The sequence below is a fragment of the Streptomyces sp. bgisy159 genome (assembly GCF_057707805.1).
Genome location: NZ_JBYIQX010000032.1, coordinates 35,045 through 56,638, shown reverse-complemented (window position 1 = coordinate 56,638; position 21,594 = coordinate 35,045). Strand labels below are relative to the sequence as shown.

At 73.4% G+C, this 21,594-nt stretch carries 17 protein-coding genes; 11 read left to right on the top strand and 6 right to left on the bottom strand.

Annotated features, from left to right (window positions below; all coding sequences use genetic code 11):
* Window positions 1–49 precede the first annotated feature (49 nt).
* Together AC3ET3_RS26135 and AC3ET3_RS26130 are read left to right on the top strand one after the other, a co-directional pair.
* Window positions 50–1,387 (top strand): MbnB/TglH/ChrH family RiPP precursor modification enzyme, encoded by a 1,338-nt coding sequence (locus AC3ET3_RS26135; protein WP_435612993.1) that lies wholly within the window; start codon window positions 50–52, stop codon window positions 1,385–1,387.
* 298 nt (window positions 1,388–1,685) lie between these two features.
* Complete coding sequence (locus tag AC3ET3_RS26130) at window positions 1,686–3,281, top strand: alpha/beta hydrolase (RefSeq protein ID WP_435612992.1); 1,596 nt, start codon at window positions 1,686–1,688, stop codon at window positions 3,279–3,281.
* A 99-nt stretch (window positions 3,282–3,380) separates the two neighbouring features.
* Here the strand turns inward: AC3ET3_RS26130 and hemQ are convergent, their stop codons facing one another.
* Together hemQ and hemG are read right to left on the bottom strand one after the other, a co-directional pair.
* On the bottom strand, window positions 3,381–4,112 hold the full coding sequence (gene hemQ / locus AC3ET3_RS26125; protein ID WP_432158408.1) for a hydrogen peroxide-dependent heme synthase: 732 nt from the start codon (window positions 4,110–4,112) through the stop codon (window positions 3,381–3,383).
* Between the two features lie 5 nt (window positions 4,113–4,117).
* Entirely contained in the window at window positions 4,118–5,617 is a 1,500-nt protein-coding gene (hemG, locus tag AC3ET3_RS26120) for a protoporphyrinogen oxidase (protein ID WP_432135894.1), read from the bottom strand.
* Between the two features lie 182 nt (window positions 5,618–5,799).
* Here hemG and AC3ET3_RS26115 point away from each other — a divergent pair, with 182 nt between their 5' ends.
* Both AC3ET3_RS26115 and AC3ET3_RS26110 read left to right on the top strand, forming a co-directional pair.
* Window positions 5,800–6,864 (top strand): DUF4349 domain-containing protein, encoded by a 1,065-nt coding sequence (locus AC3ET3_RS26115; RefSeq protein ID WP_432135895.1) that lies wholly within the window; start codon window positions 5,800–5,802, stop codon window positions 6,862–6,864.
* Between the two features lie 33 nt (window positions 6,865–6,897).
* Complete coding sequence (locus AC3ET3_RS26110; RefSeq protein ID WP_432135926.1) at window positions 6,898–8,295, top strand: FAD-dependent oxidoreductase; 1,398 nt, start codon at window positions 6,898–6,900, stop codon at window positions 8,293–8,295.
* Here the strand turns inward: AC3ET3_RS26110 and AC3ET3_RS26105 are convergent.
* Complete coding sequence (locus tag AC3ET3_RS26105) at window positions 8,279–8,551, bottom strand: hypothetical protein (RefSeq protein ID WP_432135896.1); 273 nt, start codon at window positions 8,549–8,551, stop codon at window positions 8,279–8,281. The genes AC3ET3_RS26110 and AC3ET3_RS26105 overlap by 17 nt on opposite strands.
* 125 nt (window positions 8,552–8,676) lie before the next feature.
* Here AC3ET3_RS26105 and AC3ET3_RS26100 point away from each other — a divergent pair, with 125 nt between their 5' ends.
* The gene (locus tag AC3ET3_RS26100) at window positions 8,677–9,495 is read left to right on the top strand and encodes a rhomboid family intramembrane serine protease (RefSeq protein ID WP_435612991.1); all 819 of its coding nucleotides are present in this window, start codon (window positions 8,677–8,679) and stop codon (window positions 9,493–9,495) included.
* A 65-nt stretch (window positions 9,496–9,560) separates the two neighbouring features.
* On the opposite strand, the gene hemE is transcribed toward AC3ET3_RS26100, so the two are convergent.
* Window positions 9,561–10,628, bottom strand: a complete 1,068-nt coding sequence (gene hemE / locus AC3ET3_RS26095; RefSeq protein WP_435612990.1) for a uroporphyrinogen decarboxylase — start codon at window positions 10,626–10,628, stop codon at window positions 9,561–9,563.
* 119 nt (window positions 10,629–10,747) lie between these two features.
* On the opposite strand from hemE, the gene AC3ET3_RS26090 reads away from it, so the two are divergent.
* From AC3ET3_RS26090 to AC3ET3_RS26070, 5 genes are all read left to right on the top strand, one after another.
* Complete coding sequence (locus tag AC3ET3_RS26090; RefSeq protein ID WP_432158405.1) at window positions 10,748–11,425, top strand: DUF3000 domain-containing protein; 678 nt, start codon at window positions 10,748–10,750, stop codon at window positions 11,423–11,425.
* 381 nt (window positions 11,426–11,806) lie between these two features.
* Window positions 11,807–12,469, top strand: a complete 663-nt coding sequence (locus AC3ET3_RS26085; protein WP_003972894.1) for a response regulator transcription factor — start codon at window positions 11,807–11,809, stop codon at window positions 12,467–12,469.
* Window positions 12,470–12,712: 243 nt separating this feature from the next.
* The gene (locus tag AC3ET3_RS26080; RefSeq protein ID WP_432135900.1) at window positions 12,713–13,993 is read left to right on the top strand and encodes a ribonuclease D; all 1,281 of its coding nucleotides are present in this window, start codon (window positions 12,713–12,715) and stop codon (window positions 13,991–13,993) included.
* Between the two features lie 368 nt (window positions 13,994–14,361).
* Window positions 14,362–15,582 carry a thiolase family protein gene (locus AC3ET3_RS26075; protein WP_432135901.1) on the top strand — a complete coding sequence of 407 codons (1,221 nt, stop codon included), beginning with the start codon at window positions 14,362–14,364 and terminating at the stop codon, window positions 15,580–15,582.
* Window positions 15,579–17,708 (top strand): 3-hydroxyacyl-CoA dehydrogenase NAD-binding domain-containing protein, encoded by a 2,130-nt coding sequence (locus AC3ET3_RS26070; protein ID WP_432135902.1) that lies wholly within the window; start codon window positions 15,579–15,581, stop codon window positions 17,706–17,708. The genes AC3ET3_RS26075 and AC3ET3_RS26070 overlap by 4 nt, the downstream gene beginning before the upstream one ends.
* A gap of 254 nt (window positions 17,709–17,962) precedes the next feature.
* Here AC3ET3_RS26070 and AC3ET3_RS26065 read toward each other — a convergent pair whose 3' ends face one another.
* On the bottom strand, window positions 17,963–18,979 hold the full coding sequence (locus tag AC3ET3_RS26065; protein ID WP_432135903.1) for a PLL family lectin: 1,017 nt from the start codon (window positions 18,977–18,979) through the stop codon (window positions 17,963–17,965).
* Window positions 18,980–19,051: 72 nt separating this feature from the next.
* Between AC3ET3_RS26065 and AC3ET3_RS26060 the strand changes: the two genes are divergently transcribed.
* Window positions 19,052–19,423, top strand: coding sequence for an NTP pyrophosphohydrolase (locus AC3ET3_RS26060; protein ID WP_432135904.1), 372 nt, complete (start codon window positions 19,052–19,054; stop codon window positions 19,421–19,423).
* A gap of 147 nt (window positions 19,424–19,570) precedes the next feature.
* Here the strand turns inward: AC3ET3_RS26060 and dxs are convergent, their stop codons facing one another.
* Window positions 19,571–21,493 (bottom strand): 1-deoxy-D-xylulose-5-phosphate synthase, encoded by a 1,923-nt coding sequence (gene dxs / locus AC3ET3_RS26055; protein ID WP_432135905.1) that lies wholly within the window; start codon window positions 21,491–21,493, stop codon window positions 19,571–19,573.
* Window positions 21,494–21,594 lie beyond the last annotated feature (101 nt).

Genomic DNA, 21,594 nt, shown 5'->3' with positions numbered 1-21,594 from the left:
CATACCCCGGGCACTGCTCGACGGGGGCCGCAGGAGGGGGACAGGGAGCATGGCGGGACAGGTGGCACGGCTGGGGACGGGGATCGGCTGGCGGCCGGAGATCGCGGACGCGGTGGAAGAGATGCCGGGGATCGACTGGGTCGAGGTGGTCGCCGAGAACGTCTGCCCGGGGCATCTGCCGGACTCCCTGACGCGGCTGCGCGAGCGGGGCGTGACGGTGGTCCCGCACGGGGTCTCCCTGGGGCTCGGCGACGCCGACCGCCCCGACGGGGGACGGCTGGCGGCGCTCGCGGAACGGGCCGAGGCGCTGGGGGCGCCCCTGGTCACCGAGCACATCGCGTTCGTACGGGCGGGCGGGGCGCTGACCGCGTCGCCCCGCCTGGAGGCCGGCCATCTGCTGCCGGTGCCGCGCACCCGCGACGCCCTCGCCGTGCTGTGCGAGAACGTGCGCATCGCCCAGGAGTCGCTGCCCGTGCCCCTGGCCGTCGAGAACATCGCGGCGCTCATCTCGTGGCCGGGCGACGAGATGACGGAGGAGCAGTTCCTGTACGAGCTGGCCGACCGCACCGGCGTACGGCTGCTGATCGACGTGGCCAACCTCCACACGAACCACGTCAACCGGGGCGAGGACCCGGCCAAGGCGCTCGCCGAACTGCCGCTGGAGGCGCTGGCGTACGTCCATGTCGCGGGCGGGTTCGAGCGCGACGGCGTCTGGCACGACAGCCACGCGCACCCGGTGCCGCGTCCGGTCCTCGACATCCTCACCGACCTGGCGTCCCGGGTCCGCCCGCCCGGCGTGCTCCTGGAACGCGACGAGGACTTCCCCGGACCTGGCGAGCTGGAAAGGGAGTTGGCGGACATCGGGGAGGCAGTGCGGGCGGGGGCCGGGCTGCGGGGGACGGCGTCCGCGGCGCCGGACGGCGGCGCCCTGCCGGGCGCACCGGAGGACGGCGGCGCGGCGTCGCCGGAGCCGCCGCCCACCGAGCCCGCCCGGCTGCGGCTCGGGCTCGCGCAGGCGGCGCTGCTGTCGGCCCTGGTCGCGGGGACTCCCGCGCCGGAGGGGTTCGACCGGGCGCGGCTCGCCGTTCAGGCGCGGGCGCTGGCGGCGAAGCGGGCCTCCGTGGTGGCCAAGGTGGCGCCCGAACTGCCCGAGATCCTGGGCTCCGCCTACCGTCCGGCGTTCCTCGCCTACACCCATGCCCGGCCGATGCGGGGAGGGTACCGCCGGGACGCGCTGGACTTCGCGGAGCATCTGCTGCTCGGCACCGGTCCGGGCGACGGCCGTACCGAGCGGGCCCTCAGACGGTGGTGGCTGGACCGCTCCGGACCGGCCCCGCGCCGCCGCTCACGGCTGGCCAGGGTGGGGCGGGCGCTGATCCGCCGGTGAGGCGGACGGGTTCCGTCTCCGCGCCGGAGGCCCGGGGGCCGTGTGACCGCCGGCCCGCCGTCGCGATCTCACGGCGCGGTCTCCCCACTGACGGCCCAGGGAACGGCAGCGCAGAGCCAGGGCCGCCGGAGCCCACGACCGCCTCCCCCTGAGCACCGGCCGGGCCCGGCCGGGCCGGTGGGGCACGCCGGGGGGCGTGCGGGGGCATTGGGGACGACACCCGGGGGCGGTCCTTGCCTTCCGTGCCGGGCGATCGAAACATCCCTCCTGTCGCCGCCGCGCACCGAAGGGACACGCGATGAGAGCCGCCGCCCTCTACTCGGCCGCCGGAGCCCTGCTCCTGGCCGGTCTCACCGCAGTCCCGGCGGATGGCGCCCCCGACGCCGCCGGGCCGCGCCGGGCCGTCGCCGAGCGGTACGGCACCGCCGTCGCCGCCGCCCGGGCCGCGGCCGCCGGCATCTCCTTCGGCCGGTGCCCCGACGCCGAGGACCTGCCGGGCAGCATGGTGTGCGGCACGGTCGAGGTGCCGCTCGACTACACCCGCCCGTACGGCGAGCAGATCGAGTTGGCCGTCAGCCGGGTCGAGGCCACCCGGCGCGACCCGCACCACAGCGAGCGCAAGGTGCCCCGGCAGGGCGCACTGGTGTTCAACCCGGGCGGTCCCGGCGGTTCCGGCCGGTACTTCCCGCTGATCGGGCTGATGCCGGGGTGGAAGCGCATCGCGGGCGCCTACGACCTCGTCGGCTACGACCCGCGCGGGGTGGGCCGCTCGGCGCCGCTGTCCTGCCAGGACCCCGGACACTTCTTCAAGGGCCCGTCGATGGCACCGGCCCACCCCTCCGAGACCTACAAGCGGGAGCGCGTCGCGCGGGCGAAGGCGTACGCGCGCGGCTGCGCCGAGCGCAACGGCGCGGCGCTGCGCCATCACCACTCCCTCAACAACGCGCGTGACCTGGACGTCCTGCGGGCCGCACTCGGCGAGGACCGGCTGACCTTCATGGGTGCCTCGTACGGCACGTACTTCGGCGCCGTCTACGCGACGCTCTTCCCGTCCCACGTACGGCGCATGGTGTTCGACGCGCCGGTCGACCCGGACCCGGGCCGGGTCTGGTACCGCAACAACCTCGCCCAGTCAGCGGCGTTCGAGGGCCGCTGGGCGGACTTCCGGGAGTGGATCGCCCGGCACCACGACACCTACGGGCTGGGCCGGACCTCGGCGGCGGTGCTGCGCAGCTACGAGCGGGCACGGGCCCGGCTGGCCGAGGAGCCGGCCGGCGGCAAGGTCGGTCCCGGCCAGCTGCAGGGGGCGTTCCTGCAGGCCGGGTACTACGACGACTACTGGCCGCACCGCGCGCGGGCGCTGTCGGACTACCTCAGGGGCGATCCGCGCCAGCTGATCGCGCAGGCCGGACCGGTCACCCGGGTGGCGGCCGAGGCGGAGAACGCGAGCGCCGTCTACACGGCCGTGGAGTGCAACGACGCGCCCTGGCCGACCGACTGGCGGGTGTGGGACCGCGACGCCACACGGCTCTCGCGGGTGGCGCCGTTCGAGACGTGGGACAACGTGTGGACGAATCTGCCCTGCGCGTTCTGGTCGGCGCCCCGGCAGCGCCCGCTGGATGTGCGCACCGGGCCCGGGGAGCTGCCGCCGACGCTGATCCTGGCGGCCGAGCGGGACGCGGCGGCGCCCTACGAGGGGGCGCTGGAACTCCACCGCAGGCTGGCGGGCTCGGTGCTGGTGACCGAGCGGGACGCGGGGACGCACGGGATTGCCGGAGGGCCGAACGGATGCGTCAACGGCTACTTCGAGACCTACCTGCTCGAAGGACGGCTGCCCGGCCGGCACGCGGCGTGCGCGGGGCGTCCGGAGCCGGAGCCGTCGGGCGGGAAGTGACACCGGGGCGGCTCCGGGGGCGGACACTGCGCGGCCGGCCGGTCGACGCGGCCCCCGTGCCCTTCCGGCCGGGGCACCGGGGCCGTGTCGGCCGCTTCCCTAGGCCAGGCCGGCCACCAGCTCGGCCACGGACTTCCGGCGGCCCGTGAAGAACGGGACCTCCTCGCGGACGTGCATCCGGGCCTCGGAGCCGCGCAGGTGGCGCATGAGGTCGACGATGCGGTACAGCTCGTCGGCCTCGAACGCGAGCAGCCACTCGTAGTCGCCCAACGAGAACGAGGCGACCGTGTTGGCACGGACGTCCGGGAACCCGCGGGCCATCTTGCCGTGGTCGGCGAGCATGCGGCGGCGGTCCTCGTCCGGCAGCAGGTACCAGTCGTAGGAGCGGACGAACGGGTAGACGCTCACGTAGTTGCGCGGCGTCTCGTCGGCGAGGAACGCCGGGATGTGCGAGCGGTTGAACTCGGCGGGACGGTGCAGCGCCATGTTCGACCAGACCGGCGTGAGGGCGCGGCCCAGCTTGGTGCGGCGGAAGAGGTTGTACGCCTCCTGGAGCTCGTCGCTGGTCTCGGCGTGCCACCAGATCATGACATCGGCGTCGGCGCGCAGGCCCGACACGTCGTACGTGCCGCGGACCGTGACGTCCTTCGCGGCCAGCTGGTCGAACAGCTCCTGAACCTCGTCGGCGTACCCAGCGCGGTCCTCGGGCAGCGTGTCCTTCAGCCGGAAGACGGACCAGAGCGTGTAGCGGATGACCTCGTTCAGGTCCTTGGCCAGCTTGCCCTTGTTGGGGATACGGCCGGGCTCGGTGGTGGGGGCGTCGTCACTCATGTCCCTCATTCTCCTGCTCCTGCGTGCGGACTCTGCACCGGGTCGGCGGTGAGCTCGTCCGCACCGCTCAGGTCTCCTTCCAACTGGTCCACCGCCGCGTAGGCGCTGGCGACGCACGCGGGGATGCCCACGCCGTCGTAGGGCGCGCCGCACACCGCGAGGGCGGGCAGCTTCGCGATGTGCTCGCGGATCCGGGCCACGCGCGCGTGGTGACCGACCGGGTACTGGGGCAGGCCGTCGGTCCAGCGGGTGACGCGGGTCTCCAGCGGGACGGCGTCCAGGCCGGTGGCCTCGCGCAGGTCGTGGCGCGAGACGTCGACGAGGCCGGCGTCGGGGCGGTCGAGGATCTCCGTCTCGCCGTACCGCCCGACGGAGGTGCGCAGGACGACCACGTCCGGGTCCTGGTCGGCGAGCCAGCCCCACTTCTGGGAGGCGAACGTGGACGCCTTGATGGTGTGTCCGTCGACCGGCGGCACGAGGAAGCCGCTGCCGTCGGGCAGGGTGACGTCGGCGCGGCGGTAGGCGAGGCTGATCAGGGCCATCGAGGCGTACTCCACGGCGCGCAGCTCGGCGGCGGCCGCCGGGGACTCGGCGGCCAGCAGTTCGGCGGCCACGGGCGCGGGCACGGCGAGGACGACGGCGTCCGCGGCCAGGACGCGTTCGCCCGCGGTCACCCGCCAGCCGCCGTCCGGATCGCGTCGCAGGGCGGTCACCGGGGTGCCGGTGCGGATCTCGCCGCCGCGCGCACGGACGGCGTCGGCGACGGCGAGCGGCAGCGAGCCGATGCCGCCCTCGATGCCCGCGAACACCGGTCCGGGCTGCTGCGGCGCGGCGGACGCCCGGGCCTGGATGTCGCGGACGGCCTCGGTCAGGGAGGGGTGCCTGCGCGCCGCGTGGAAGAGCTGCGGGACCGCCGAGCGCATCGAGATGCGGTAGGCGTCACCGGCGTACACCCCGCCGAGCAGGGGTTCCACCAGGCGGTCGACGACCTCGCGGCCGAGCCGCGCCGCCACGTACTCCCCCACCGCCACGTCGTCGCCGATCTCGGTGGGCGGCAGGTCGGCGTCCCGCTCGATGCGGGACACGCCCTCGGCGGACAGCACGCCGGACAGGGCGGCGGCGGTGCCCGGGACGCCCATGACATGGCCCTTGGGCATGGGGCGCAGGGCGCCGCGGGTCCAGATCGACGCGGTCGCGGTGGCCGGGGGCTGCAGCCGGTCGGCGAGGCCCACCTCGCGCGCCAGGCCGACCGCCTCCGGGCGGCGGGCCAGCATCGACTCGGCGCCCAGGTCGACGCGCACGCCCGCGATCTCGCCGGCGAACAGCTTGCCGCCGACTCTGCCGGACGCCTCCAGGACGGTGACCCGTGCCCCGCGGGCCAGGAGCCGGTGTGCCGCGGCCAGCCCCGCGATGCCGGCTCCGATGACGACGACCTGATCTGTGTCCGTCCGGGCTGTGTCCGTCCGACCCGGGTCCGTGCCTGTGCCCGTACCTGCTGCGCTCATGGCTCCAGCCTCTCAAACGCCACCGACAGTCACGCCAGGGCCGTCCGGCCCTGCCGAACGGGACCCCCGTGGCTGCGCCGAGTCCGGACCGTGACCGCTTCGGAACGGGCGCCGTCCAACGTTCCGGCCGGTTGCGGCGTCAAAGGAGCGTCAGTGGTCACCAAGTCGGGGGGTAAGCCCGTATGCCCACACGTCATTCCGTACGCCGGCCGGTAGGAGTGCTGGCCGGTCTGCTGTTCGCCGCCGGTGTCGCGCTCACCGGTTGTGCCGGTGCCGACAGCGGCGACTCCGGCGCCGCCAAGGGGGCCGCCCGGGACGAGGCGGCCCAGCCGGCGGTCGGTGGTGAGGCCGCGGGCCCGGCGGCGGGCGCCGCCGGGGAGGACACCGCGGCGGGCGCCGGATCGTCCGGGAACGGGGCCGACGCGAAGGCCGGTTCCCCGGCCGCGCTCCCCGTCAACCGGATCATCCGCACCGCCACCCTGACCGTGCAGGTCGAGGACGTGCCGAAGGCACTGGACCAGGCCCGCTCCACCACCGAGGACGCGGGCGGCTACGTCGGTGAGGAGAGCACCACGCGGGAGGAGGACGGCAGCGAGCACACGCGCGTGGTGCTGCGGGTGCCCGTCGAGAAGTACCAGGCGGTGCTCACCGGGCTGCAGGGCACGGGCAAGCTCGTGGAGCGCACGGCGAAGGCCCAGGACGTCACCGACCAGGTCGTCGACGTCGACAGCCGGGTCCGCTCGCAGCGCGCGAGCGTCGCGCGCGTGCGCGAGCTGATGGACCGGGCCACCGAGCTCAGCGACGTGCTCTCGCTGGAGGCGGAGCTGAGCAAGCGCCAGGCGGACCTGGAGTCGCTGCTCGCCCGCCAGGCGTCCCTGAAGGACCGCACCAGCCTGGCGACGATCACGCTGACCCTCGACACGCCGCCGGCGCCCGACGAGGACGAGGACGGGGGCAAGGACGACGACCCCGGCCTGCTGGACGCCCTGGCCGGCGGCTGGGACGCGTTCGTGTCGGTGCTGCGGTGGGTGGCGGTGGTCGTCGCCGCGGTGCTGCCGTTCGCGGTCGCGGCGCTGGTGCTGGTGCTGGTGTGGCTGCGTGTGGTCCGGCCCCGGCGGCGCCGCGCCGCCGCGCCGGCCCCCGCCTACCCGCCGGTGCCGGCACCCGCGGTGGCGCCGGTCGGATCCGGCGCACCGGCCGCCGCCCACCCGGACGAGGAGCGCGGCGAGGAGGACCGGGAGGACTGAAGTGCCGGGTCCCCGTAGCGTGTTCACATGACCATGAACGGAAATGGCGGCGGGGGCGGTGGCGGCCGGGAACGGCTGGTCGTGATCGGCGGGGACGCCGCGGGCATGTCCGCGGCGTCCCAGGCCCGGCGGATGAAGGGCCCGGACGCCCTGGAGATCGTTGCCTTCGAGCGGGGCCACTTCACGTCGTACTCGGCGTGCGGCATCCCGTACTGGGTGGGCGGCGCCGTCCGCGACCGGGACCGGCTGATCGCCCGGACGCCGCAGGAGCACCGCGCCCGGGGCATCGACCTGCGGCTGCGTACCGAGGTCACGGAGATCGACGTGGCCGGGCAGCGGGTACGCGCGCGTGACGTCGACTCCGGGGCCGAGTCCTGGACGTCGTACGACAAGCTCGTGATCGCGACCGGTGCCCGTCCGATCCGTCCGGACATGCCGGGCGGCGACGCCCGCGGCGTGCACGGGGTGCAGACCCTGGACGACGGACAGACGCTGCTGGACACGCTGGCACGCGCGCGTGGGCGCCGCGCGGTCGTCGTCGGGGCGGGCTACATCGGCGTGGAGATGGCCGAGGCGATGATCAACCGCGGGTACGAGGTGACCGTCGTCAACCGGGGCAGCGAGCCGATGGCGACCCTGGACCCGGACATGGGCCGGCTGGTGCACTCCGCGATGGAGGGGCTCGGCATCACCATGGTGAACGACGCCGAGGTCACCGGGGTGGTCACGGACGACGACGGCTGGGCGCGGGAGGTGGTCACCCGGGACGCGCGGTTCCCGGCCGACATCGTGATCCTCGGCATCGGCGTCCGCCCGGAGACCGGGCTCGCCGAGGCCGCCGGCCTCCCGCTGGGCGCGCACCGGGGGTTGCTCACCGACCTGGCGATGCGGGTGCGCGGCCAGGAGAAGGTGTGGGCGGGCGGCGACTGCGTGGAGGTGCTCGACCTGGTGTCCGGCCAGGAGCGGCACATCGCGCTGGGCACCCACGCCAACAAGCACGGCCAGGTCATCGGCACCAACGCCGGCGGGGGTTACGCCACGTTCCCCGGCGTGGTCGGCACGGCCGTCAGCAAGGTCTGCGACCTGGAGATCGCGCGGACCGGCCTGCGCGAGAAGGACGCCCGCAGGGCGGGCCTGCGGTTCGAGACGGTCACCGTCGAGTCGACCAGCCGGGCCGGGTACTACCCCGGGGCCTCCCCGATGACGGTGAAGATGCTCGCCGAGCGCCGGACCGGGCGGCTGCTCGGCGTGCAGATCGTGGGCAGGGAGGGGGCGGCGAAGCGGGTCGACATCGCCGCGGTCGCCCTGACGGCGGGCATGACGGTGGAGCAGATGACGACCCTGGACCTGGGGTACGCGCCTCCGTTCAGTCCGGTGTGGGACCCGGTCCTGGTGGCGGCCCGGAAGGCCGCGGCTAGGCTGTCCCGCTGAGCCTGGGCAGCGAGGAGACGGCCGCGGGCTGCTCGGCCGCCGGCTTGGCGTGCGCGGCCGCCGCGGGGCGGGACCGCAGCCGGTGGCTCACCGCCTCGTCCAGGGTCACCGGCCGCTGAGCCTGCGCCGCCAGCCGGCCCGCCTCCTGGCCCAGCCGGGCCACGTCCTCCCACGGCAGCCGCACCACCAGGGAGAGTTCCGCCTCGCCGTCCGGCAGCGCCTGGACGGGCAGCGCAGGGGTCACTCGGTCGTTCATCGCCTGTTCCTCACGTCGGCCCCGCGGCGTGCCTTCCCCGCACCGCGGGCGGTTGCCGAGTGATACGCGCGGACGGGGGACGCCGTTCACCGATTCGCCCAACGGATCGGGGGCAGTAGTTCTGTGTGGTCATCCCCGTCCATGATCTGAACCCGGCGCGCACCACCCCTTGGGTGACCTACGCGCTGATCGCCGCGAACGTGCTGGTGTTCCTGTTCATGCCCGGTCTGGCCGGCTCCGTGGCGGGGGACAGCAGCCTGGCCCAGTCCTGCCACCTGCACGCGTTCCTGGACCAGTACGCGGTGGTGCCGAGTGAGTTGATCCACCATCAGATGCCGCGGCTGGTCCCCACGGGCGAGGTCGGGCTCGGCGCGAACGGTCCGGGTTGTGTGCTGGGCCCGCCGGACTACGACAAGTCGCCTCCGCTGTCCGTGCTCACCTCGATGTTCCTGCACGGCGGCTGGCCGCACGTGCTGGGCAACATGCTCTTCCTGCTGATCTTCGGCAACAACATCGAGGACCGGATGGGCCACGTCCGCTTCGCGCTGTTCTACGTGGCCTGCAGCTACGCGGCGTCGTACGGTTTCGCCCTGCTCAACGACGACTCGACGGACCCGCTGATCGGCGCGTCCGGGGCGATCGCGGGCGTGCTCGGCGCGTATCTCGTCCTGTATCCGAGGGTCAGGGTCTGGGTCCTCGTCCCCTTCCTCGTCTTCCTGCCGCTCCGCCTGCCGGCCTGGCTGGTCCTGGGCTTCTGGTTCGTCCTCCAGGCGGTCTACTCCTCCGGCCAGGGCGTCTCCGACGCGGGCACGGTGGCCTACGCGGCCCACGTGGTCGGCTTCCTGGCGGGCATGCTGATCGCCTGGCCCCTCAAACCGGGCACGACCCAACCGCCGGAACCACGCGGGTTGCTGTTCGGCAGGCGGGCCCGCCCGAGTTGGTGACCGCGTCCGCGTCCGACGGCATCCGCCGGACGCAGCGACGCGCCCCCCGAGGCACCCGGGGAGCGTCAGCGGGCGGTCTCCGCGTGGACGTGCTCCACCAGCCGGGTCAGCGCGTCCGGGTCCGTGGCCGGCAGGACGCCGTGGCCGAGGTTGAAGATGTGGCCCTCCAGGCCGGCGGCCGCGTCGAGGACCTCGCGGGTCCTGGCCTCGACGGCCTCGCGGGTGGAGAACAGCAGCGTCGGGTCCAGGTTGCCCTGGAGCGCCTTGCCGGGGCCGACGCGGCGGGCGGCCTCGTCGAGCGGGACGCGCCAGTCGACGCCGACCACGTCCGCGCCGGCCTCGCCCATCAGCTTCAGCAGCTCGCCGGTGCCGACGCCGAAGTGGATGCGCGGGACGCCGTAGTCGGCGACCGCCCGGAAGACCTTGGCGGAGGCGGGCATCACCGAGCGGCGGTAGTCGGCGGGCGCGAGGGCGCCGACCCAGGAGTCGAACAGCTGGACGGCGCTCGCGCCGGCCTCGATCTGCACCTTCAGGAAGCCGGCCGTGATGTCGGCGAGGCGGTCGAGGAGGTCGGCCCACAGCTCGGGGTCGCCGTACATCATCGCCTTGGCGTTCTCGTACGTGCGGGACGGGCCGCCCTCGACGAGGTAGCTCGCCAGGGTGAACGGCGCCCCGGCGAAGCCGATGAGGGGGGTGGTGCCGAGTTCGCGGGTGAGCAGGCCGATCGCCTCGGTGACGTACGAGACGTCCTCGGGTGTCAGGTCGCGGAGCCGGGCGAGGTCGGCGCGGGTGCGGACGGGGCGGCCGACGACCGGGCCGACACCCGGCTTGATGTCGAGGTCGATGCCGATGGCCTTGAGCGGGACGACGATGTCGCTGAAGTAGATCGCCGCGTCCACGCCGTGCCGTCGCACGGGCTGCAGGGTGATCTCGGTGACCAGCTCGGGCCGCATGCAGGAGTCCAGCATGCCGATGCCCTCGCGGACCTTGCGGTACTCCGGCAGCGAGCGCCCGGCCTGCCTCATGAACCACACCGGGGTGTGCGGGACGGGTTCACGTCGGCACGCCTTGAGGAACGGGGAGTCGTACGTGGCGGTCGGCTGCTGGCCCGAGGGGCTTCCGTTGGCACTCACGGGGCAAGTCTCGCACGGCACCGACCCGGGGGACCGCGGCACCCGGCGGCGGATCACACGCACCGGGACCCGGGGTGTCTACGCCGACACGAGGCGCCGGTTCCCCTTAACCTTCCCGCATGGCTGCGGCTCAGGGACGACTGTCGGACGGCACGGGCGGAATGGACGACGCGAAGGACGTGGGGGAGACGGACCGGCATCCGGACAGCACGGTGCCACCGGCGTTCGGCGCCGCGGTCGAGGCCCTTCGAGGCAGTCGGCTGCGGCCGCAGATCGAGGTCGAGCCGACCCCGGCGCCCAAGCGGCTCGCCCCCTTCGCGTACGCGCTGGAGGCGACGGTGGTCGACGGTGAGCAGGACCTGGCCGACGGACGGCTGGTGCTGCTGCACGACCCGGCCGGGCACGACGCCTGGCGCGGAACGTTCCGGCTGGTGACGCTGGTCCGGGCGGATCTGGAGCCGGAGATGGCGGCCGACCCGCTGCTGCCGGAGGTGTGCTGGTCCTGGCTGACCGGTGCGCTGCAGGCGCGGGGGCTGACGTACGGCGAGCCGAGCGGCACCGTGACCCGCGCCAGTTCGCACCACTTCGGCGGGCTGGCCGCGCGGCCTGCCGCCTCGCAGATCGAGATCCGTGCGTCCTGGACGCCGCGCGAGGGGCTGGGCGGGGTGCCGGACACGGCCGGTCATCTGGCGTCCTGGTGCGACCTGCTGGCGCAGGTCGCGGGACTGCCGCCGGCCGGTCCCGGTGACGCGTCGGTGGTGACGTTGCCGCAGCGCCGGGATCCGCACTCCCGCTGACCCGCCCTCCGCCCCGCCCGCCCCCGGGCGCCCCTCCCCCAGCCACCCCCACCCTCCCTCTCAGGTCCCTTCTGCCCCGGGTCACGGTCGCCCGGGGCAGCGGTGTGTCCAGGGGTGCCGTCGGTCAACCCTCTGCGAGCCGGTCTTGGGCATCTCTTTGTCGATACGGACACTTTGTGACCTGTCTCGCCACTCAAACGGGCTCGATCGCACCCGTCCGATCCGATTTGACCTTCGGATGATCGAGCGCACGTCCGAATTGCACTGATTGTTACTCACTAGATCGTGATCATTTCCTAAAGGCGGCCGGGCTCGGTGCCGAAGACGACTGTGACCTTGAAAAGCAGGGTTCGTCCCCATCCCGCCATCCCAGGAGGCCTGGTGTCCGTTCTCCTCGAGCAGCCCGCAAGCCTGGTCGCCTACCGCCCGAACAAGCCCACCGCCATGGTCGTCGTGGCCGACCCGCGCGTCCGCTCCACCGTCACCCGCCACCTGTGGGCGCTCGGTGTGCGCGACGTCATCGAGGCCTCGTCCGTCGCGGAGGCTCGTCCCCGCATCGGCAACCCCCGCGACATCTGCGTCGCGGACGTCCACCTCCCCGACGGCTCCGGGCTGACCCTCCTGTCGGAGACCCGCGCCGCCGGCTGGCCCAACGGCCTCGCTCTCTCCGCCGCCGACGACATCGGCGCCGTCCGCAACGCCCTCGCCGGCGGTGTCAAGGGCTACGTCGTCACCGGCACCCGCACCAACGTCGGGCTCCCCACCCGCCCCGGTGCCGCCCCCATCGGCGCCGCGGCCGCCCGCCTGCACCGTCGCCCCCCGGGTGCCCCGAGCCACCCGGGCGGCTACCGCGAGCTCTCCGGCCGCGAGGTCGAGGTCCTGCGCCTCGTCGCCGAGGGCCAGTCCAACAAGGCGATCGGCGTCTCGATGGGCCTGTCCGCACTCACCGTCAAGAGCCACCTCGCCCGGATCGCCCGCAAGCTGGGCACCGGCGACCGCGCCGGCATGGTGGCGGTGGCCCTGCGCACCGGCATCATCCACTGACCCCGAGCACCGCAGGCGCTCCCGCCGCCTCCGGTACCGCCCCGTCCCCCGCTCCTTTTCCCCGGCACCCCGGCGTCCCCCTGGTCCCCCGCCTTCACCCCCGCCCCCCATCACCCCTCTCCTCTCCCCTCACCCGTTCGTGAACCCCGCCTTTCCGCGGCGTGACTGGTTTGCGTCCCCTCGGTGCCCGTCGACGGAACGTTCCGTCGGCGGGCGCCGTCCGCACACGGATACCCTTGACAGGTGACCGACGCCCAAGAAACCGCAGCAGCCAGCTCACTGCGAACCACCGGAGGCGCCCCTCCGGACGACGGCGGATCTACTGCTCAAGGGGCGCCGACACCATTGCTGGAGCCCCGTGAGGGCATCCCACCGGTGATCGCCGACGAGACCGCCCTCGCCGAGGTGATCGCCGCCTTCGCCGAAGGGCAGGGCCCCGTCGCCGTCGACGCCGAGCGCGCCTCCGGCTACCGGTACGGGCAGCGCGCGTACCTCGTCCAGTTGCGCCGCGAGGGCGCCGGCTCCGCGCTGATCGACCCCGTCGCCTGCCCCGACCTCTCCGCGCTCGGCGACGCCCTCGCCGACACCGAGTGGGTGCTGCACGCCGCCACCCAGGACCTGCCGTGCCTGCGCGAGATAGGCATGGTGCCGACCACCCTGTTCGACACCGAGCTGGCGGGCCGGCTCGCCGGGTTCCCCCGGGTCGGACTCGGCGCGATGGTCGAGAGCGTGCTCGGCTTCGTCCTGGAGAAGGGCCACTCCGCCGTCGACTGGTCCACCCGCCCGCTCCCCGAGCCCTGGCTGCGCTACGCCGCGCTGGACGTCGAACTGCTCGTCGACCTGCGCGACGCGCTGGAGAAGGAGCTGGACCGGCAGGGCAAGCTGGACTGGGCCCGACAGGAGTTCGCGGCGATCGCGGCCGCGCCGCCCGCCGAGCCCCGCAAGGACCCGTGGCGGCGCACCTCCGGCATGCACAAGGTGCGGCGGCGCCGGCAGCTGGCCGTCGTACGGGAGCTGTGGCAGACCCGGGACCGGATCGCTCAGCGGCGTGACGTCTCGCCGGGCAAGGTGCTGTCCGACGCGGCGATCGTGGAGGCGGCGCTCGCCCTTCCGGGCACGGTGCACGCGCTGGCCGCGCTGAACGGCTTCGGGCACCGGATGGGGCGGCGGCAGCTGGAGCAGTGGCAGGCCGCCGTCGACCGGGCCAGGGCGCTGTCCGACGCCCAGCTGCCGCAGCCGGGGCAGCCGGTGACCGGGCCGCCGCCGCCGCGGGCGTGGGCCGACAAGGACCCGGCGGCCGCGGCGCGGCTGTCGGCGGCTCGGGCCGCCGTGTCGGCCCTGGCCGAACAGCTGAACATGCCGCAGGAGAACGTGATCACACCGGACACCGTGCGGCGGGTCTGCTGGGAGCCGCCGAAGGCGGTCAGCGAGGAGTCCGTCTCGGACGCGCTGTCCGGCCACGGCGCCCGGCCGTGGCAGGTCGAGCTGGTCACGCCGGTCCTGGTGGCGGCGTTGTCCGCGTAGCCGTAGCGAGAGAACCGACCAGGGGCGGCAGGACGACCGGGATCGCTGCCGCCGAGAGGGGCCCAGTGGGCGCCGAGGGGTTCCTCGAAGCGGAACGAGGGCGTCGAGATCGCGCCAAGATCCTGGAGCGGCATGGCAGGGAAGGAGACGTGGAAGGCGTGGTGGACGGTGGTCGACGGCGCACGCCGTCGTCGAGCCGACCGGAAGCGTCCCGCCGATCGTCCACGGCTCCCCCGAAGGTGTGACGTTCGCCGCTTGGACCTCCGGGGCTGGGCAGCTACGTTACCCACAAGTAGCATGGGCCTGAGCGCGCGCTCAGCGCATGCGCACCGCAGTAGTGCCTATCCCGCACCTGGAGGAGAGCCATCGTGCCTCGTACCGTCAGGGACGTCGTCTTCGTCGACGGCGTCCGCACCCCGTTCGGCAAGGCGGGCCCGAAGGGCATCTACCACGAGACCCGCGCCGACGACCTCGTCGTGAAGGCGATCCGGGAGCTGCTGCGGCGCAACCCCGGTCTCGACCCCAAGAAGATCGACGAGGTCGCCGTCGCCGCGACCACGCAGATCGGCGACCAGGGCCTGACCCTCGGCCGCACCGCCGGGATCCTCGCGGGCCTGCCGACCTCCGTCCCGGGCTACTCCATCGACCGCATGTGCGCCGGCGCCCTGACCGCCGTGACCACGGTCGCCGGTTCGGTCGCCTTCGGTGCCTACGACGTCGCCGTCGCCGGCGGTGTCGAGCACATGGGCCGCCACCCGATGGGCGAGGGCGTCGACCCCAACCCGCGGTTCGTGAGCGAGAAGCTGGTCGACGAGTCGGCGCTGTTCATGGGCATGACCGCCGAGAACCTGCACGACCGCTACCCGCAGATCACCAAGCTGCGCGCCGACGAGTACGCGGTGCGCTCGCAGGAGAAGGCCGCCAAGGCGTACGCCAACGGCAAGATCCAGGCCGACCTGGTCCCGATCTCCGTGCGCCGCACCAACCCGGAGGCCGGCGAGACCGGCTGGGGCCTGGTCACCGCCGACGAGCCGATGCGCCCGGGCACCACCCTGGAGAACCTCTCCGGTCTCAAGACCCCGTTCCGCGTCCACGGCCGGGTCACCGCCGGCAACGCGGCCGGTCTGAACGACGGTGCCACCGCCTCCCTGATCGCCTCCGAGGACTTCGCGCGCGAGAACGGCCTGCCGGTCAAGATGCGCCTGGTCTCCTACGCCTTCGCGGGCGTCGAGCCGGAGGTCATGGGCTACGGCCCGATCCCGGCGACGGAGAAGGCCCTCGCCCAGGCGGGGCTGTCCATCTCCGACATCGGCCTGTTCGAGATCAACGAGGCGTTCGCCGTCCAGGTCCTGGCCTTCCTGGACCACTACGGCATCGCGGACGACGACGAGCGCGTCAACCAGTACGGCGGCGCCATCGCCTTCGGCCACCCGCTGGCCTCCTCCGGCGTCCGGCTGATGACCCAGCTGGCCCGCCAGTTCGAGGAGCAGCCGCAGGTCCGCTACGGCCTGACCACCATGTGCGTCGGCTTCGGCATGGGCGCGACGGTCATCTGGGAGAACCCGCACTTCGACGGAGGCACCAAGTGAGCACCACCGCTGAGCTCCTGAAGGGCGCGGCCGAGCTGTTCCCCGACGAGGTCGTGACGCAGGCGCACGTACGCCACCTCGACCTGCCGTCCGGCGCCGGGCGGTTCGCCCTGATCACGCTGGACAACGGCTTCGACCACACCAAGCCGACCACCTTCGGCCCGGCCTCGCTGGCGAACCTCAACGTCGCGATCGACCAGGTCGAGGCGGAGGCCGCGGCCGGCGACATCGTCGGCGTCGGCATCACCGGCAAGCCGTTCATCTTCGCCGTCGGCGCCGACCTCAAGGGCGTCGAGCTGCTCAAGGAGCACAAGGACGCGCTGGCCATCGGCAAGGGCGGCCACGAGGTGTTCAAGCGCCTCGCGGGCCTCGCCGTGCCGACCTTCGCGTACTACAACGGCGCCGCGATGGGCGGCGGTGTCGAGGTGGGTCTGCACTGCACCTACCGCACCGTCTCCAAGGCGCTGCCGGCGTTCTCCCTGCCGGAGGTCTTCCTCGGCCTGGTTCCCGGCTGGGGCGGCTGCACCCTGCTGCCGAACCTGATCGGCGCCGAGAAGGCCGTCTCGGTCATCATCGAGAACAGCCTCAACCAGAACAAGCAGCTCAAGGGCAAGCAGGTCTACGAGCTCGGGATCGCCGACGCGCTCTTCGAGGGCGCCGACTTCCTGGAGCAGTCGCTGATCTGGACGGCGTCCGTCCTCAAGGGCGAGATCGTCGTCGAGCGCCCGGCGATCGACCGCGGTGAGGCCTGGGACCAGGCCGTGGCCAAGGGCCGTTTCGTCGCGGACTCCAAGGTGCACGGCGCGGCCCCGGCCGCCTACCGCGCGCTGGACATCATCGCCGCCGCCAAGAACGGCGACCTGCAGCAGGGCTACGACGCCGAGGACCAGGCGCTCGCCGACCTGATCATGGGTGGTGAACTGCGCGCCGGCATCTACGCGTTCAACCTGGTGCAGAAGCGCGGCAAGCGCCCGGCGGGCGCACCGGACAAGAACCTGGCGCGCCCCGTCACCAAGGTGGGCGTGGTCGGCGCCGGCCTGATGGCCTCTCAGCTCGCCCTGCTCTTCCTGCGCCGTCTGGAGGTGCCGGTCGTGCTGACCGACATCGACCAGGAGCGTGTCGACAAGGGTGTGGGCTACGTCCACGCCGAGATCGACAAGCTGCTCGGCAAGGGCCGGATCAACCAGGACAAGGCCAACCGGCTCAAGGCGCTGGTCTCCGGTGTCCTGGACAAGGCGGAGGGCTTCGCGGACGCCGACTTCGTCATCGAAGCCGTCTTCGAGGAGATCGGCGTCAAGCAGCAGGTCTTCGCGGAGGTCGAGGCGGTCGCCCCGGCGCACGCGATCCTGGCGACGAACACCTCCTCCCTGTCCGTCAGCGAGATGGCGTCGAAGCTGAAGCACCCGGAGCGGGTCGTCGGCTTCCACTTCTTCAACCCGGTCGCGGTGCTGCCGCTGCTGGAGATCGTCCGCGGCGAGAAGACGGACGACGCGTCGCTGGCGACCGCCTTCGCCGTGGCCAAGAAGCTGAAGAAGACGGCCGTCCTGGTCAAGGACGCCCCGGCGTTCGTGGTGAACCGCATCCTGACCCGCTTCATGGGCGAGGTGCAGAACGTCATCGACGAGGGCACCCCGGTCGAGGTCGCGGAGAAGGCGGTGGAGCCGCTCGGCCTGCCGATGTCCCCGCTGGTGCTGCTGGAGCTGGTCGGCCCGGCCATCGGTCTGCACGTGTCGGAGACGCTCAACCGGGCGTTCCCGGACCGCTTCAGGGTCTCCCCGAACCTCAAGGCGGTCGTCGAGGCCGGCAAGCGCGGCTTCTACGTCTACGACAGCGGCAAGCCGGAGCTGGACCCGGAGGTCGCCGCGCTGCTCAAGCAGGGCGATGCCGTCCTGACCGAGGAGCAGGTGCGCGCCCGGGTGCTGGAGGCGGTGGCGCAGGAGATCGGGCTGATGCTCGACGAGGGTGTCGTCGCCGAGGCGCAGGACGTCGACCTCTGCCTGATCACCGGTGCCGGCTGGCCCTTCCACCTGGGCGGCATCACGCCGTACCTGGACCGTGAGGGTGTCTCCGAGCGGGTGACCGGCAAGCGGTTCCTGGCTCCGGGCGTGGCCTCGGTTCCGGCGTGACGTCCGTGCACGAATGACGAGGGCCTCCGCTTCCGGGCGGAGGCCCTCTTCGTGTCGCCCGCTTCCGGGCGCCGCCGCTACTCGGCCTGCGGCCGGGCCGGTGCCCGGCTGCCGCGGCGAGCCGGGCCTTGCGTTCGCGTCCCCCGCCTCCCGGCGGACGACGCGCCTACGGGCGCGGTACCGGGCGCCACGCCCGCACGTCGAGGGGAGCCGATGGAGCCGCGTCAGGTGCGCGCGATACGGAGATCAGGTGATCACACCTCCTGCCACGCCGTCAGCGCCAGCCCCGGTTCCTCCTTGCGGCGGCTGATGAGCAGCTTGCCCGTCGACGGGGACAGCGCCGCGGCGACCACCCGGCCGTCGGCGTCCTGCGTGAGCGCCACCTCGGCGTCCGCCGGCAGCACGGGACCGGACTCGGTCCACACGGCACCGGCCGACTCGTCCTCGGTGGGGTACGCGGCGAACACGACCCGTCCGGCGGACGACCGCTGGGCGACCAACGTGCAGTCCAGCCCGTCGAGTTCGCAGCGCACCGCGGCGACCGGGCCGGGGCCCGCGGAGGCGACCAGCGGCACGGGCTTGCCGCCCGGCCGCCAGGCGCACACGTCTCCGGACTCGTCGGTGAAGAACAGCGTGGTGTGCTCCGCGGAGGTGGCCAGGGCGCGCAGGGTGCCGGGGCGGACCGCCGTCTGCGCCCGCTCCTCCACCACGAAGGGGGTGGCGGGCTTCTCCTGCCGCCAGTACAGGACGGCGCCGGGCACGGCCGCGTAGACCTCCATACGGCCGTCCTTGCCCGCGACCGCGGCGGGAGCGCCCTGGATGTCCTCGCCCCCGAAGTCGCGCCACGGGCCCCAGCCGCCCTTGACCGACTGGGCGCGCATGCTCAGTCCACCGGCCGCGTTGCGGAGGAAGACGTGGGCACGGCCCTGGTCGTCGACGGCGACGGAGGGATCGCCGGTGCGCTCTCCCTTGCCGTTCGGGTGACCGATGGGTTCCCAGTCCAGGGGCGCCAGCAGGGGCCTGAAGTGCGTGGAGTGCACCAGCCCGGATTCGCCGGGCACCGTGGGCCGCCATGACACCAGATGCCCGTAGGCGTCGATTCCCTGGCCGACGGAGAGCACCGGGTGCAGCCGCTGGTCGCCGCCGATCCTGCGCGGGGCGTCCCAGGCACCGCCCGGTGCCCGCTCCGCCCGGCACAGCACGGCGTCGCCGGAGAGCTGGTAGACGCTGAGGCGGCCGTCCCGGCCGCGTATGAGCCACTTGCCGTTCACCCGATCACTCTAAGCCGCCCGTCGTCGGCGGTGTGGGTGGGGCACCCCATCGGGCGTGCGAGGCTGGGCCCCATGGACCGCACCGCTGCCCTGCTCGTGATCGTCGACGCCGCGAACGTCGTCGGGTCGGTGCCCGACGGCTGGTGGCGGGACCGGCGCGGCGCCGCCGAGCGGCTCCGTGACCGGCTGGCCGCCGAGGGCCTGCCGGGGCGCCCCGGTCCGGTGGAGATCGTCCTCGTCGTGGAGGGCGCGGCGCGGGGCGTGGCCCCGGTGCCCGGCGTCCACGTCGAGTCCGCGCCCGGCAGCGGCGACGACCACATCGTCGCCCTCGTCGCCGAACGCGGTGCCCGCGCCTGCCTCGTCGTCACCGCCGACCGGGAACTACGCCGCAGGGTCGGCGAACTGGGCGCGGAGGTGACGGGCCCCCGGACGGTACGGGGATGAGCCGGCCGCGGACCGGCGGGTGACCGCTGCGGCAGGGGAACAGCACATCTGCTCACCGCCCGGCCGAGCCCACCGAAAAGGGGCGCGGGGAACTGCGCGACCAGCCCCCACGCGCCCGCGGGCGAAACCCGCGCCCCGCCCGGAGGGCTAGTCGCGGGCGGGCTCGACGGAGTCGACCGTGGTGCGGTCGAAGCGGCCGTCCAGCCTGGAGACCAGTCCGGTGACCTGGCGGGCGATGTCGGGCGCGGTCAGCCCGATCTCGGCCATGACCTCGGCCCGCGACGCGTGGTCGAGGAAGCGCGGCGGAATGCCGAAGTCCCGCAGCGGCACGTCCACACCCGCGTCGCGCAGCGCCTGCGCGATCGCCGAACCGACACCGCCGACGCGGGAGTTGTCCTCGACGGTCACGACCACCCGGTGCCGCTCGGCGAGCGGGGCCATCGCCTCGTCGACCGGCTTGACCCACCGCGGGTCGACGACGGTCGTGGAGATGCCCTGCCGGTCGAGCAGCGCGGCGACCTCCAGGCACATCGGCGCCAGCGCGCCCACCGACACCAGCAGCACGTCCGGCGTGTCCGTGCCCGGCTCCCGCAGCACGTCCATGCCGCCGACCCGGCCAACGGCGGGCACCGCGGGCCCGACGGCGCCCTTGGAGAACCGCACGACGGTCGGCGCGTCGTCGACGGCGACGGCCTCGCGCAGCTGCGCCCGCACCTGGTCCGCGTCGCGCGGCGCGGCCAGCCGCAGCCCCGGCACCACCTGGAGGATCGACATGTCCCACATGCCGTTGTGGGAGGCGCCGTCGGTACCGGTGATCCCGGCCCGGTCGAGCACGAAGGTCACCCCGCACCTGTGCAGGGCGACGTCCATCAGCACCTGGTCGAAGGCGCGGTTGAGGAAGGTGGCGTAGACGGCGAAGACGGGGTGCACCCCGGCGTGCGCGAGACCGGCCGCGGACACGGCGCCGTGCTGCTCGGCGATGCCGACGTCGTAGACCCGGTCGGGGAAGGCCTTGGCGAACTTGTCCAGGCCGACCGGCTGGAGCATGGCCGCGGTGATGGCGACGACGTCCTCGCGCTCCTTGCCGAGGGCGACCATCTCCTCGCCGAAGACGGAGGTCCAGTCGGCGCCGGAGGAGGCGATGGGCAGACCGGTGTCGGGGTGGATCTTGCCGACGGCGTGGAAGCGGTCGGCCTCGTCCTGGAGGGCGGGCTGGTAGCCGCGGCCCTTCTCGGTGAGGCAGTGCACGATGACCGGCCCGCCGAAGCGCTTCGCCCGCGCCAGCGCCGACTCCAGCGCCTCGATGTCATGGCCGTCGATGGGGCCGACGTACTTCAGGCCCAGGTCCTCGAACATGCCCTGCGGGGCGATGAAGTCCTTCAGGCCCTTCTTGGCACCGTGCAGCGTGTCGAACAGCGGTTTGCCGACGACGGGGGTCTTCTCCAGCACCTCCTTGGTGCGGGCGAGGAACCGCTCGTAGCCGTCGGTCGTGCGCAGCGTGGCCAGGTGGTTGGCGAGGCCGCCGATGGTGGGCGCGTAGGAGCGCTCGTTGTCGTTGACGACGATGACCAGCGGGCGGTCCTTGGCGTCGGCGATGTTGTTGAGCGCCTCCCAGGCCATACCGCCGGTGAGGGCGCCGTCACCGATGACGGCGACGACGTGGCTGTCGCGTTCGAGCAGCTGGTTGGCCTTGGCGATGCCGTCGGCCCAGCCGAGCACCGTGGAGGCGTGGCTGTTCTCGATGACGTCGTGCTCGGACTCGGCCTGCGAGGGGTAGCCGGACAGGCCGCCCTTCATCTTCAGCTTGGAGAAGTCCTGCCGGCCGGTGAGCAGCTTGTGCACGTAGGACTGGTGGCCGGTGTCCCACAGCACCTTGTCCTTCGGCGACTCGAAGACCCGGTGCAGGGCGATGGTCAGCTCGACCACGCCGAGGTTGGGGCCGAGGTGGCCGCCGGTCTTGGAGACGGCGTCGACGAGGAAGGTCCGGATCTCCCCTGCCAGCTGGTCCAGCTCCTCCAGGCTGAGCCGGTCCAGATCGCGCGGTCCCGTGATGCGGGTCAGCAGCGGCACCCGTGCCTCCTTGCAGTAGAGCTGATCGAGCTGTTGCCGGGCTTGTCGAGTCTAATGTTCCGCCCCGGCGGTGGGTTCCCGGCCCATGCGTCATAGGTCAC